The organism is Flavobacterium hungaricum, from assembly GCF_015182285.1.
GTDB lineage: Bacteria > Bacteroidota > Bacteroidia > Flavobacteriales > Flavobacteriaceae > Flavobacterium > Flavobacterium hungaricum.
In genome coordinates this window covers 312173-326819 of record NZ_PRDM01000001.1, presented here as the reverse complement: position 1 = coordinate 326819, position 14647 = coordinate 312173, and the positions used below count along the sequence as shown (strand labels likewise).

Genomic DNA, 14647 nt, shown 5'->3' with positions numbered 1-14647 from the left:
AATTTTCTTTTCAATTTTGTGATAATATCAATTGCCTCCAGATTAAGCTGGAGGCAATCCATATAAAAAATCATTTTGATCTGTTTAATCTGCGGCAAAATGCTAGTGCAATTCACGGCAAAAACTCAAAAAAAATAAACAATTAATCTTCGTATCTTTACAAAACCAAATTTTCAGCACACAATATGAAATTTCAAGTTTCCTCAGAATATAGTCCAAAAGGTGATCAGCCGCAGGCAATCGAAAAGCTTTCAAAAGGTGTAATCGATGGCGAAAAATATCAAACTTTATTGGGAGTTACCGGTTCTGGAAAAACTTTTACAGTAGCCAATGTTATAGAGGAAGTCCAGAGACCAACTTTGGTTTTGGCGCACAACAAAACGCTGGCTGCGCAATTATATTCAGAATTTAAACAGTTCTTCCCAAATAATGCTGTTGAATATTTCGTTTCGTACTACGATTATTACCAGCCCGAAGCTTTTATGCCCGTTACAGGGGTTTTCATCGAAAAAGATTTATCTATCAATGAAGAGCTGGAAAAGATGCGTTTAAGTACCACTTCCTCCCTGCTTTCTGGACGACGCGATATTTTGGTTGTAGCATCGGTTTCTTGTTTATACGGTATTGGAAATCCAGTCGAGTTCAAGAAAAACGTAATCGAAGTTTTTAGAGATCAGGTTATTTCGAGAACTAAATTATTACACAGTCTCGTGCAGAGTTTGTATGCCCGAACTGAAGCCGATTTTAACCCGGGAACTTTCAGAATTAAAGGAGACACTGTCGAAGTTTACCCGAGTTATGCAGATGATGCTTTTAGGATTCATTTTTTTGGAGACGAAATTGAAGAAATAGAATCGTTTGATGCTAAGACTTCTCAAGTAATTGAGAAATTTAAAAGGCTGACCATTTATCCCGCCAATATGTTTGTGACTTCTCCAGAAGTGTTACAAGGTGCGATTTGGGAAATTCAGCAGGATTTGGTTAAACAAGTTGATTATTTTAAAGAAATAGGAAAACATCTTGAAGCAAAACGTCTTGAAGAAAGAACCAATTTTGATCTCGAAATGATTCGGGAATTAGGTTATTGCTCTGGAATTGAGAACTATTCACGTTATCTTGACGGAAGACAAGCCGGAACAAGACCTTTCTGTCTGTTAGATTATTTTCCAGACGATTTTTTGATGGTTGTTGACGAAAGTCACGTAACGGTTTCTCAGGTACATGCCATGTATGGAGGCGATAGAAGCCGTAAAGAAAACTTGGTCGAATATGGTTTCAGGCTTCCAGCTGCAATGGACAATCGTCCGTTGAAATTTGAAGAATTTGAAGCCCTTCAAAATCAGGTTATTTATGTTTCTGCAACCCCTGCAGATTACGAATTACAAAAATCGGATGGTATTTATGTCGAGCAGATTATTCGTCCAACCGGCCTTTTAGATCCGGTAATTGAAGTTCGTCCCAGCTTAAATCAGATTGATGATTTAATTGAAGAAATTCAGGTAAGATGCGAATTGGACGAAAGGGTTCTGGTTACCACTTTAACCAAAAGAATGGCCGAAGAATTGGCCAAATATCTAACTAAAGTAAACATTCGCTGCCGCTATATCCACTCTGAAGTAGATACGCTCGAACGTATTGAAATTATGCAGGATTTACGAAAAGGTATTTTTGATGTTTTAATTGGGGTAAATTTACTTCGTGAAGGTTTAGATTTACCCGAAGTTTCGCTTGTAGCAATTTTAGATGCGGACAAAGAAGGTTTTCTGCGTAATAGAAAATCGTTAACTCAAACCATTGGCCGTGCTGCCAGAAACGTAAACGGGAAAGCGATTATGTATGCCGATAAAATCACAGAAAGCATGCAGCGAACAATTGACGAAACGAATTACAGACGTACAAAACAAATCAATTATAATACAGAAAACAATATTGTTCCGCAGCCGTTGAACAAAAAAATCGAAAGTGCTTTTACCAAAAACCCGTTGGTTGAATATGAACTTGGACATCCAATTCCTGTTGCTGCAGAGCCAGAAACAGCTTATTTATCTAAAGGAGAATTAGAAAAAATGATTCGTGAGAAACGTAAAACCATGGAAAAAGCGGCGAAAGAATTAGACTTTCTGCAAGCGGCGAAACTTAGAGACGAAATTAAAAAACTACAGGAACAGCTGGCTTAATTGTGTTGTTCCTGAAAAACTTTTAATATAATATTTGGATCAAGCACCGTATTCGGTGCTTTTTTCATTAATTCTAAAACGCGTTTTACAGCCGACGGATTTAGTCCCATTTCTAATGCTATCTGCTGTAATGCTGTAAACTCTTTTTCATGTAAAACTCCATCACAATGCATCAATAAAGCCAATCGATAAAATTGATTGATGCGCTGTATTTCAGATTTTATTGGCAATGGTTTTGTTTCCTGATGAAATAAATCCTGAAATTCTGTTTCGCTGATTTGAAGTTCCTGCGCAACAATACGCAGAAATTCCAGTTCGCGCTTATGCAAATGCCCGTCGACAGTGGCAAACGTAATCATTTCTAAAAGTAAACTTCTTTTTTCTGCTTCTGTATTCATCAATTTATTATTTTTAGCTAAAATATTGCTTTTAATATAAAATACAAAATACGAGAGATGCAGCGGATTTTCATGCTTTTTTTAGTACTAATTACCTATATAGGAAAAGCACAGGAAAGCACGGCTTCAAAAAATGTGGCTGCTTTTACCATTGAAGCTCCTCAATTAAAAACTTCAAAAAAAATCTGGATTTATCTACCTCAAAACTATTCGACAGAATCCAAAAAAAGATATTCTGTTGTCTACATGCAGGATGCCCAAAATTTGTTTGACGCCAAAACTTCTTATTCCGGCGAATGGAATGTTGATGAAAAACTAGACAGCTTAAAAGCGCCTGTAATTGTAGTCGGGATCGAACATGGAAACGATAAACGCATTGCAGAACTCACTCCTTTTAAAAACGAAAAATACGGTGACGGCAATGCCGACAACTATCTAGAATTTATTGTACAAACCTTAAAACCGTATGTTGACAAAAATTACCGCACCAAAACAAAAGCAAAAAACACTACAATTATGGGAAGTTCGCTCGGCGGTTTAGTTTCCTTTTACGGTGCTTTAAAATATCCAGATGTTTTTGGGAAAGCGGGCGTTTTTTCACCGTCCTTTTGGTTCTCTAATGAAATTTACGCTTTCGCAGAAAAGCAATCCAAAGTCAAAACAAAGATCTATTTTCTTTGCGGCGATAAAGAAAGCGGTGATATGGTAAAAGACCTTCATAGAATGGAACGTTTATTAGACACCAAACGATGCTATTGTCTTCATTTAACAAAATCTAAAATTGTAAAAGGAGGCGAACACAATGAAAAACTTTGGCGGGATGAATTTGTCAAAGCGATTCTTTGGCTTGGTTATTAATTAAGAAATAAAAAATACAAGTATCAAAATGAAACTAATTTTAAGAGAATACAACCTAAAGCTAAAACACACTTTTACGATTTCCAGAGAATCTATTGATTTTCAGCCTTCCCTTATTGTAGAATTGCAAAGCGAAGGATTTTCAGGTTTCGGCGAAGCAACTTCAAATCCTTATTATCATATTACGGTTCCCATGATGATGCAGGATTTAGAAAAAATCAGAGCTATTATTGAAAGTACCGATAATGAAACTCCAGAGGTCTTTTGGGCAAAAATACATCCTTATTTACAAGACGATATGTTTGCTTTATGCGCTTTAGATTTGGCTTATAATGATTTGTATGCCCGTAAAAAAGGCAAAAAACTATACGAATTGTGGAATTATACAACCGAAAGAAATCCGATGACAGATTATACGATCGGAATTGCTTCTATTGATAAAATGGTTTCAAAAATGAAGGAACTTCCCTGGCCGATTTATAAAATAAAATTAGGAACCCAAGAAGATATTGAAATTGTAAAAGAACTTAGAAAACATACTGACGCCGTTTTTAGAATAGATGCCAACTGCGGCTGGGGCGTTGAAGAAACTATTAATAACGCTTTGGAACTAAAAAAACTGGGAGTCGAATTTCTCGAACAACCCATGAAAGCCGATAACTGGGAGGCTCACAAAGAAGTTTTTAAACATTCTGTTCTGCCTGTAATTGCCGATGAAAGCTGTATTATAGAAGAAGATGTTGCAAAATGTTTCAACCATTTTCACGGCGTAAATGTAAAGCTTGTAAAATGCGGCGGACTGACTTCTGGAAAACGTATGATTGAAGAAGCTAAAAAATTAGGCTTAAAAACAATGGTGGGCTGTATGACCGAGTCTACAGTCGGTATTTCTGCAATCGCACATTTACTCCCGCAATTGGATTATGTTGACATGGACGGTGCACTTCTTTTGGCAGAAGATATTGCAACTGGAGTTACTATAAAAGATGGTGTTGTAAGTTATTCAGATTTAAACGGAACCGGAGTTACATTGCTTTAAAATGATAGTCAATCAATTTCCAGACAGAATAATCGAAATTGACCAAAAACAGTTTTTGTATTTTGGAGGCACTGCCTATTTGGGACTTCCCACTAATAAAAAATTTCAAGAATTAGTAATTCAGAATATTCTAAAATGGGGAACCACTTACGGAAGTTCAAGAGCTGCCAATATTCAATTAAGCGCTTATGATTCTGGTGAAAAGTTTCTGGCGCAGCACATTGGTTCTGAAAGTGCTGTAACAGTTTCGTCTGGAATGCTGGCAGGAAAATTAGTTGTTGATTTAATGAAAAGTAAATCCGATATTTTTTTCCATTTAAATAATACACACAATGCGATTACAATAAATAAAAGTCTTCCTGTGTTTGAAAATGGAAAACTTAATAATCGATTATTAGATTCTAAAACCGAAAAAATAACCATTCTTACTGATGGTGTTCCTTCATTCGAAACACAACCTGCAGCTCTTTCCTTTTTAAATAAAATCCCTAATCATAAAGAAATTACTTTGATTGTAGATGAATCGCATTCGTTCGGAATTATCGGCAAAAAAGGTTCGGGAATTTATTCTTCTATTGATTTTCCGATAAAAAGAAAAATCATGGTTTCTTCACTTGGAAAAGCCTTTGGTTTAACAGGCGGTGTTATTGCCGGCGATCATGATTTTATTTCGCAGATTAAAGAAACGGAAACTTTTACAAGCGCTGCCGGAATGAATCCTGCTTTTGTACAGACGCTCTCTGATGCCGACGAAATTTACAAAACTCAACATCAAAAACTTTTAGACAACTTAAATTATATTGATTCGATTTTAGTTAAAAATGACACTATTCTATTTGATAAAAGTTATCCTTTAATTTATTTATTATCAAAGCAATTAGTTGAAAAATTAAAAGAAAAGAATATTGTTATTGCGAGTTTTAAGTACAGCAAAGAGGCAGAACCACTCAATCGAATTGTTGTAACAGCGAATCATTTAAAAACAGATTTAGAAAAATTGGCTGGTGTTTTAAATGATTATAATCCTAAGAAATAAGCGCGAATTTTATTTAATCCAGCTTCACCAAGTCGTTTTACTAAATTTAAAGGCTCAACTGAATAAAAATTCGTGAATTCGTGTCGAAAAAATTACCTTTGTAGAATATAATACACATTTCAGGAATTTGAAACCTGAAATAATAAAACTTGAAACAAAAGACAAATGACAAATAACGATATACTTAAAAAACTTCGCGTGGCTTTGATGCTCCGTGACGATCAAATAGTTGAAATTCTGGAATTGGTAGATTTTAGAATTTCAAAATCAGAGCTGGGTGCTTTTTTTAGAGCCGAAGACCATCCGAATTATATGGAATGCGGCGATCAGGTTTTACGCAATTTCTTAAACGGATTAGTAATTCATTTAAGAGGAACGAAAGAAAACCCTAAAAATCCAACAGATGTTTTAGCCAAACATAAAGCAGAAATTCCGAAGAAAGAGACTTCTAAAGAAAGACCTGAATTTAAAGCAAGCGCTAAAGATGCTGAAAAATCAAGAGGTGATAAAGCACCGTCTAAAACTGGTCCTGCAGCTAAAAAACCTTTTAAGAAAAAACCTGCTGCACCAAAAATTCAGGTAGTAGAAAAGGTAGTTTACAAAAACGGTAAGAATAAGAAATAATTTTTAACCGCAAAAAGCGCTAAATTTTTTAGCCACGAATTCACGAATTTTTATTCTCAAAGATTATAAAAATAATTTGTGAATTCGTGGCTTTTTTAAACCAATAGCTTTGCAGACTTTGGGTTTAAAAATCTCAAAAAAAAATCCCTCCGAATATCGAAGGGATTTTCTATATAAATTGATTTCTTATTTAATTAAGAAAGAGCAGCTTTAACTTGGTCAGCAGCTTCTTGGAATTGAACAGCTGATAAGATTGGCATACCAGAATTATCGATTAATTCTTTTGCAATTTCAGCATTTGTTCCTTGCAAACGAACAATGATTGGCACATTGATAGCGTCACCCATGTTTTTGTAAGCATCAACAACACCTTGAGCAACACGGTCACAACGAACGATTCCTCCAAAGATGTTAATTAAGATAGCTTTTACGTTTGGATCTTTCAAGATAATTCTGAAAGCAGTTTCAACACGTTTAGCATCAGCAGTTCCACCAACGTCAAGGAAGTTAGCAGGCTCGAAACCAGCGTATTTAATTAAGTCCATAGTTGCCATTGCAAGACCAGCTCCGTTTACCATACATCCTACAGTACCGTCAAGGTCAACATAGTTCAATCCTACTTCTTTAGCTTCAACTTCGATTGGATTCTCCTCACGGATATCTCTCATTTCAGCATATTTTGGTTGTCTGTATAAAGCATTATCATCGATATTTACTTTAGCATCAACAGCCATAATTTTATTATCAGATGTTTTAAGAACTGGATTGATTTCGAACATCGAAGCATCAGAACCAATGTAAGCATTGTATAATGCGTCGATGAATTTCACCATTTCTTTAAAAGCATTTCCAGAAAGGCCTAAATTAAAAGCAATTCTTCTTGCTTGAAAACCTTGTAAACCTACAGAAGGATCAACTTCTTCAGTAAAGATTAAGTGTGGAGTGTGCTCAGCAACTTCTTCGATATCCATTCCACCTTCAGTAGAATACATAATCATATTGCGTCCTGTAGCTCTATTTAATAAAACAGAAACATAGAATTCAGAAGTTTCACTTTCACCAGGATAGTAAACATCTTCAGCAACTAAAACTTTGTTTACTTTTTTACCCTCAGCAGAAGTTTGAGGAGTAATCAACTGCATTCCGATAATTTGTCCTGCAATTTCTTCAACTTGTTGTAGATTTTTAGCCAATTTAACACCGCCGCCTTTTCCACGTCCACCTGCGTGAATTTGTGCTTTAATTACATGCCATCCTGTACCAGTTTCGGCAGTTAATTGTTTTGCAGCAGCTACAGCTTCAACTGCATTGTTAGCTACAATTCCGCGCTGAATGCGTACTCCGTAACTTGCTAAAATTTCTTTTCCTTGATATTCGTGTATGTTCATAATATAGAATTTGTCTGATTCTGAATTTATTTCAAAATAAAAGTGCGACAAAAGTAGCAAAATTCAACTTAATAGGAAAATCTTTTTCAATTAAATAATATCACCTCCTTGTTCTTAGCGGCTGCTTATTTTTCAACGCAAACAAATCGTTACCGAAACAATTTGTTAATGTTAACACAAATCCTCTAAAACGTTTGATATTTAACAAATAATTCATAGGTTTTATTGGCGTTACGACGATTTTTCTTAATATATTTTATTCCCAATTATGATTTTGATAATTCGCAATGGTTTCTTCGATAATATTATCATTTAAGAACCCTTTTTCTAATATTACTATAAAAATGAAAGTGAATAGATAATTTCACTACATTATGTTTAACGAAATCTTTATTTTTGTAAAAAAAATATCAAGAATGAGAGTTAAAGAACAAGGGCTTTATCTGCCTGAATTTGAACACGACAATTGTGGTGCAGGATTTATTTGTAATTTGAATGGTATTAAATCTAACGACATCATTCACAAAGCATTGGACATTTTAATAAAGTTAGAACACCGTGGTGCCGTTAGTTCTGATGGAAGAACTGGCGACGGAGCCGGAATTTTATTTGATATCCCACATGCATTCTTTAAGAAAGTATGTGACTTTGAAATCCCTGAAACGCGTGAATATGCAGTAGGAATGGTTTTTTTACCAAAAAGCAAAAACCAGGTTTCTTTTTGCATGAATGCTTTCGAATCAACAATTAAAGATCAGAATTTAAAGATCTTAGGTTGGAGAGACGTACCTGTTGACGTTGAAAATTTAGGACAAATTGCCGCAGAAAAAGAACCAACAGTTAAACAAGTTTTCGTTTCTAAAAACGGTCAAGAATTAACTGAACAAGAATTTAATGCAAAACTTTTTGCAGCTAGAAAAATTGCAGAACACGCTATAAGAGGATCTAAAACCTCAGAAAGCCACATGTTTTATTTTACTAGTTTATCGACCACTACTATAATATATAAAGGTCTATTGATGCCGGAAGACATCAGCCGTTATTATATAGATTTAAAAGATCCGGACCTGGTTACGCGTCTTGCGCTTGTACACCAGCGTTTCTCTACCAATACATTCCCATCTTGGGACTTAGCTCAGCCGTTTAGATACATGTGTCATAATGGTGAGATCAACACACTTCGCGGAAACGTAAGCCGTATGCGTGCTCGTGAAGAGCTTATGCAGAGCAAAGTTTTTGGCGATGATATCAAAAAATTATTCCCAATTATCTTAGAAGGAAAATCAGATTCTGCTTCTATGGATATGGTGGTAGAACTTTTATTAATGACAGGCCGTTCTCTTCCTGAGGCAATGATGATGGTTGTTCCTGAAGCTTGGGAAAAACACCAGACCATGTCTGCAGAAAAGAGAGCATTTTACGAGTTTAACGCTTGTATTATGGAGCCTTGGGATGGACCTGCTTCAATTCCGTTTACAGATGGAAACGTAATTGGTGCTTTACTAGACAGAAACGGACTGCGTCCTTCTCGTTATACATTAACAAAAAGCGGCTTCGTAATTATGTCATCTGAAATTGGTGTATTAGACATTGATCCAGAAGACGTAATTCAGCACGGACGTTTAGAGCCAGGAAAAATGTTCTTGGTTGATATGAACGAAGGCCGTATCATCGAAGACGAGGAAGTTAAAAAAGCGATAGTTACAAAACGTCCTTACCAAAAATGGATTGACGAAAACTTATTGCCTTTATCGAAAATTCCGTATACCAACAATCCAACTCCTGTTGAGAAATTAGATTTTGTAACAAGACAAAAGTTATTTGGTTATACAATTGAAGATTTAAAAACAATCATCAACCCAATGGGAGGTCAAGGAGCTGAAGCCATCAGTTCTATGGGTAACGATACGCCTTTGGCAGTATTGTCAGACCAGCCTCAATTGTTGTACAACTACTTCAAACAATTATTTGCTCAGGTTACCAACCCGCCTTTGGATGGTATTCGTGAAGAAATCATTACGGACATCAGTTTAGCAATTGGCGGCGATTTCAATATTTTCGAAATTGAATCGAAACAATGTAAAAAACTAAAAATCCAAAATCCGGTTATTTCTAATGAGGATTTGGATAAAATTAGAAATATCGATCACGCAGATTTCAAATCGGCTACTATTTCTACTTTATACAAAATAGAAAAAGGAGTTAACGGTTTAGAGCGTGCACTTGAAAAATGTGTTCAGGCAACTTACAAAGCGGTTTCTGAAGGATGTAATATTATCATTCTTTCAGACAGAGGCGTAAGCGAAGAATTAGCTCCAATCCCGATGTTATTGGCTTGCTCATATATTCACCACTCTTTGAATATTTTACAAGTTCGTTCTAAATTCGGAATCATTATCGAATCTGCAGAACCTCGTGAACCGCATCATTTTGCTTTATTGTTCGGATACGGCGCAAGTGCGATCAACCCTTACATGGTAAACGAAATCATCTACGATCAGGTTGAGCAAGGTTTTATTACCGGAGTAAAAGCAGATTACGCTGTTGTAAACTACAACAAAGCGATTGCAAAAGGAATCGTAAAAATCATGAACAAAATTGGTATCTCGACGTTACATTCGTACAGAGCTGCTCAGATTTTCGAGATTTTAGGTTTAAACAAAACATTTACATCTAAATACTTCCCGTACACACCTTCAAGAATCGAAGGAATTGGTTTGATGGAAGTAGAAAAAGAAGTAAAAAAACGTTTCCAAAAAGCATTTCCAAATTCAAAAATTGCAAACTTGCTTTCTCTTGAAATTGGAGGTATTTACAGATGGAGACGCGGTGGCGAAAAACACATGTTTAACCCAACCACTATTTCTAAATTGCAACAAGCGGTTCGTTTAAACAGCCCTGAAAGCTATAAAGAATACTCTAATGCCGTTAACGAGCAAAGCTCAAACTTAATGACGATTAGAGGTTTATTTGAGTTCAACAATTTAGATCCAATTTCTATTGATGAAGTAGAACCTTGGACAGAAATCGTTAAGAAATTCAAAACTGGTGCAATGTCTTACGGATCTATTTCGAGAGAAGCACATGAGAATTTAGCGATTGCAATGAACAGAATTGGCGGAAAAAGTAACTCTGGAGAAGGTGGAGAAGATCCAAAACGTTTCCAGAAAGAAATTAACGGAGATTCTAGAAACAGTGCCATCAAACAAGTTGCTTCGGGACGTTTTGGCGTATCGATCAACTATTTGACAAACGCTAAAGAAATCCAGATCAAAATGGCTCAGGGAGCAAAACCTGGTGAAGGTGGTCAGCTTCCTGGAGAAAAAGTGGTGCCTTGGATTGCCGAAACCAGAAACTCTACACCTTATGTAGGTTTGATTTCGCCTCCGCCTCACCACGATATTTACTCTATCGAGGATTTATCTCAGTTGATTTATGATTTGAAAAATGCAAACCGTGAAGCTCGTGTAAACGTAAAATTAGTTTCTGAAGTTGGAGTTGGAACCATCGCTGCCGGTGTTGCCAAAGCAAAAGCTGACGTTATCTTAATTTCTGGTTACGACGGAGGAACGGGTGCTGCACCACTTACATCATTACAACACACAGGTATTCCGTGGGAACTTGGTTTAGCTGAGGCTCAGCAGACTTTGATCTTAAATGATTTAAGAAGCCGTGTGGTTTTAGAATGTGACGGACAGTTAAAAACAGGTCGTGACGTAGCGATCGCTGCATTATTAGGAGCTGAAGAATTTGGTTTTGCAACTGCACCGCTTGTAGCTTCTGGCTGTATCATGATGAGAGCTTGCCACTTAAATACTTGTCCGGTTGGTATTGCAACTCAGGATCCTGAATTGAGAAAGAATTTCAAAGGAACTCCAGAGCACGTAATCAACTTCATGTATTTTATTGCTGAAGAGCTGCGAGAAATCATGGCGCAATTAGGTTTCAGAACATTAAAAGAAATGGTAGGTCAATCACAAAAATTAAATGTGAACAAAGCGATCAAACATTATAAAGCAAATGGTTTAGACTTGTCTTCTATTCTATACAAACCAGAAAAAGCGAAACATGTTCCAAATCACAATACAACACAACAAGACCACGAACTTGAAAATGTATTGGATTTTGACATCATTAAAGAAGCGATTCCGTCTATTTATAGAAAAGAAAAAACAAGAGTTACCTTTAAAATTAAAAATACAGACCGTTCTGTAGGTGCGATTTTGAGTAATGAAATCTCAAAAATATACGGCGCACAAGGTTTACCTGATGACACTATTTTAGTTGATTTTGAAGGTTCTGCCGGACAAAGTTTTGGTGCTTTTGCAACAAACGGATTGTCGTTTAAAATTCACGGAAACTGTAATGATTATTTAGGAAAAGGTCTTTCTGGAGGAAAATTGATTATCAAAGTACCTCCTACTGCAACTTTCAAACCTGAAGAAAACATCATTATCGGAAACGTTGCCCTTTACGGAGCTATTACGGGAGAGGCGTATATTAATGGAATGGCCGGTGAGCGTTTTTGTGTACGAAATTCTGGAGCAACTGCGGTTGTAGAAGGAATTGGTGATCACGGATGCGAGTACATGACCGGTGGTACAGTGGTTGTTTTAGGAAAAACAGGAAGAAACTTCGCAGCTGGTATGAGCGGTGGTGTGGCTTATGTTTACGATCCAAACAAGAAATTTGATTCGACTTTATGTAACATGGAAATGGTTGCCTTTGACCCAATAGAAGAAGAAGACGTTATCAAACTAAGACGACTAATCAAAAATCATTCACTGTACACCAGCAGTCCATTAGCAAAAAGAATTTTAGCAGACTGGGAAAATCAACAACAGCACTTCGTAAAAGTAATGCCGACTGATTACAAAAAAGCATTACAAAGAATTGCAGAAGAGAAAAAAATAGAAGAATTAATAGCTGGATAAATGATTTTAGAGTTCAGATTTTAGATTTTAGATTTATTTACGATGTCTTCCTGAGCGGAGTCGAAGGATTGGAATTTGGAATTTAAAAATTGAGATTTAATCATTTAGATTTAATTAAAAATGTCATGGGTAAAATAGGCGGATTTAAAGAATATAGCAGAGCCGACGAAAGTAACTTAGCAGTAGCAGAACGTGTTTCTAACTACAACGAATTTACTATTCCGTTAGCAAAAGATAAAATAAAAGAACAAGGTTCAAGATGTATGGATTGTGGTATTCCTTTTTGCCACAGCAGTTGTCCGTTAGGGAATTTAATTCCGGACTTCAACGATATGGTACATCAGGAAGAATGGCAGAGTGCATTGCAGATTTTACAGTCTACCAATAACTTTCCAGAATTTACAGGACGTTTATGCCCTGCTCCATGTGAGAAATCATGTGTATTAGGAATCATAAAAGATCCTGTAGCGATCGAAAACATCGAGAAAAACATTGTCGAAAGAGGTTTTGCAGAAGGCTGGATCAAACCGCAAATACCTGCAACAAGAACAGGTAAAACAGTTGCCGTTATTGGTTCTGGACCTGCAGGACTTGCAGCAGCACAGCAATTAAACAGAGCGGGTCACACGGTTACTGTTTTTGAAAGAGACAATGCTATTGGAGGTTTATTACGTTACGGAATTCCGAATTTCAAATTAGAAAAAGGAATTATCGACAGACGTGTAGCAATCCTTGAAGCAGAAGGAATCACTTTTAAAGTAAATGTAAACGTTGGTGTAAACTTTAGCGTAAGCGAATTAAACGCTTTCGATTCTATCGTTTTATGCGGTGGTGCAACAGAAAGAAGAGGTTTGCCAACTACTAAAGGTTCTGACAGTAAAGGCGTTGTTCAGGCAATGGATTTCTTGACACAGCAGACAAAAGTGGTTTTCGGAGAATCTATTCCAGATCAGGTAAAAGCAACTGGCAAAAACGTAATCGTAATTGGCGGCGGGGATACAGGTTCTGACTGTATCGGAACTTCTAACAGACACGGTGCAAAATCGGTTACTAACTTTGAGATTTTACCAAAACCTCCAGTTGGAAGAAGCGAGTCAACTCCTTGGCCTTTCTGGCCGCTGCAATTAAAAACATCTTCTTCTCACGAAGAAGGCTGCGACAGAAACTGGTTAATCAATACAAAAGAATTCATAGCAAACGATAAAGGCGAATTAACCGGATTAAAAACCGTTGAAGTGCAATGGAAAATGACACCGGGACAAAGACCTGAATTAATCGAAAAAGAAGGTTCTGAGAAAATCTGGCCTTGCGAATTGGCTTTGTTAGCGCTTGGATTTACAGGTCCTGAAAAAACGTTAAGCGAGCAATTAGGAATCGAAACCGATATGAGAAGCAATTACAAAGCTCATAACTATCAAACAAACGTTCCTCATATCTTCACAGCTGGAGATATGCGCCGTGGACAATCATTAATCGTGTGGGCTATTTCAGAAGGTCGCGAAGCTGCAAGAGAAGTAGATTTATTCCTTATGGGATCTACCAACCTGCCTACTAAAGGAAAAGGAGATTTACCAAGTCTATAATTTTTTAAGGTACTGAGAGGCTATCCCGAGGCTTCGGGAGGTTTTCTCTCCTAAAATGAAAATTACAAACCTTTATTCCGATAACAACATAACTACTAACAAACCCTTGAATTGATTTTCAGGGGTTTTGTTTTTTATTTTTTCGCCACTAATTCATGAATTTTCTATATTTTCTATACATTTTGCAAAAAATATAAAATTAAATTTGTGCAATTGCGGTAAAAAAATTTCCCTATTTTCAAGCATCACAATTGGCATTTTTATAAACACAGTTCCCGCTTTCGGCTATATCTCTCCTCCCGATAGTCATCGGGATTCGAGGATACCGCCTCAAACGTAGTTCACTGAATACAAATTAAAATATATTTTTAGTGAAGTAATCGGGGCTAAATACAAACATTTGGCTTCTTTTAAAAATTGGGATAAAAATCCATTTAATCGGTATAATATGTAGCAAAAAAACAATTGCAACAGAATTTAAGAATTAACTAAATTCGTGAATTCGTGGCAAAAAAACTTAGTATCTTAGTGCCGAAGCCTCGGGATAGAACCTTAGCATCTTAAAAGGAGTTACAAAATCTCAAAAACAGCGACTTTTTGTTTAAAATAA

General features: G+C 36.3%; 9 protein-coding genes. 7 read left to right on the top strand and 2 right to left on the bottom strand.

What is annotated here, in order from left to right; genetic code table 11:
• Positions 1 to 185 precede the first annotated feature (185 nt).
• A complete protein-coding gene (uvrB, locus tag C4F50_RS01290; RefSeq protein ID WP_193844628.1) occupies positions 186 to 2177 on the top strand; it encodes an excinuclease ABC subunit UvrB in 1992 nt (663 codons plus the stop codon).
• On the opposite strand, the gene C4F50_RS01285 is transcribed toward uvrB, so the two are convergent.
• Positions 2174 to 2575 carry a TerB family tellurite resistance protein gene (locus C4F50_RS01285; RefSeq protein ID WP_193844627.1) on the bottom strand — a complete coding sequence of 134 codons (402 nt, stop codon included), beginning with the start codon at positions 2573 to 2575 and terminating at the stop codon, positions 2174 to 2176. The genes uvrB and C4F50_RS01285 overlap by 4 nt on opposite strands.
• Before the next feature lie 57 nt (positions 2576 to 2632).
• On the opposite strand from C4F50_RS01285, the gene C4F50_RS01280 reads away from it, so the two are divergent.
• From C4F50_RS01280 to C4F50_RS01265, 4 genes are all read left to right on the top strand, one after another.
• Entirely contained in the window at positions 2633 to 3433 is an 801-nt protein-coding gene (locus C4F50_RS01280) for an alpha/beta hydrolase (RefSeq protein ID WP_193844626.1), read from the top strand.
• A gap of 28 nt (positions 3434 to 3461) precedes the next feature.
• Complete coding sequence (locus C4F50_RS01275) at positions 3462 to 4472, top strand: dipeptide epimerase (RefSeq protein WP_193844625.1); 1011 nt, start codon at positions 3462 to 3464, stop codon at positions 4470 to 4472.
• 1 nt (position 4473) lies between these two features.
• On the top strand, positions 4474 to 5508 hold the full coding sequence (locus tag C4F50_RS01270; protein WP_193844624.1) for an aminotransferase class I/II-fold pyridoxal phosphate-dependent enzyme: 1035 nt from the start codon (positions 4474 to 4476) through the stop codon (positions 5506 to 5508).
• Positions 5509 to 5673: 165 nt separating this feature from the next.
• The gene (locus tag C4F50_RS01265) at positions 5674 to 6132 is read left to right on the top strand and encodes a DUF1456 family protein (RefSeq protein ID WP_193844623.1); all 459 of its coding nucleotides are present in this window, start codon (positions 5674 to 5676) and stop codon (positions 6130 to 6132) included.
• Between the two features lie 194 nt (positions 6133 to 6326).
• Here the strand turns inward: C4F50_RS01265 and sucC are convergent, their stop codons facing one another.
• Positions 6327 to 7520 (bottom strand): ADP-forming succinate--CoA ligase subunit beta, encoded by a 1194-nt coding sequence (sucC, locus tag C4F50_RS01260; protein WP_031453708.1) that lies wholly within the window; start codon positions 7518 to 7520, stop codon positions 6327 to 6329.
• 416 nt (positions 7521 to 7936) lie between these two features.
• Here sucC and gltB point away from each other — a divergent pair, with 416 nt between their 5' ends.
• Positions 7937 to 12454 (top strand): glutamate synthase large subunit, encoded by a 4518-nt coding sequence (gene gltB / locus C4F50_RS01255; RefSeq protein WP_193844622.1) that lies wholly within the window; start codon positions 7937 to 7939, stop codon positions 12452 to 12454.
• 125 nt (positions 12455 to 12579) lie between these two features.
• Entirely contained in the window at positions 12580 to 14037 is a 1458-nt protein-coding gene (locus C4F50_RS01250) for a glutamate synthase subunit beta (protein ID WP_193844621.1), read from the top strand.
• Positions 14038 to 14647 lie beyond the last annotated feature (610 nt).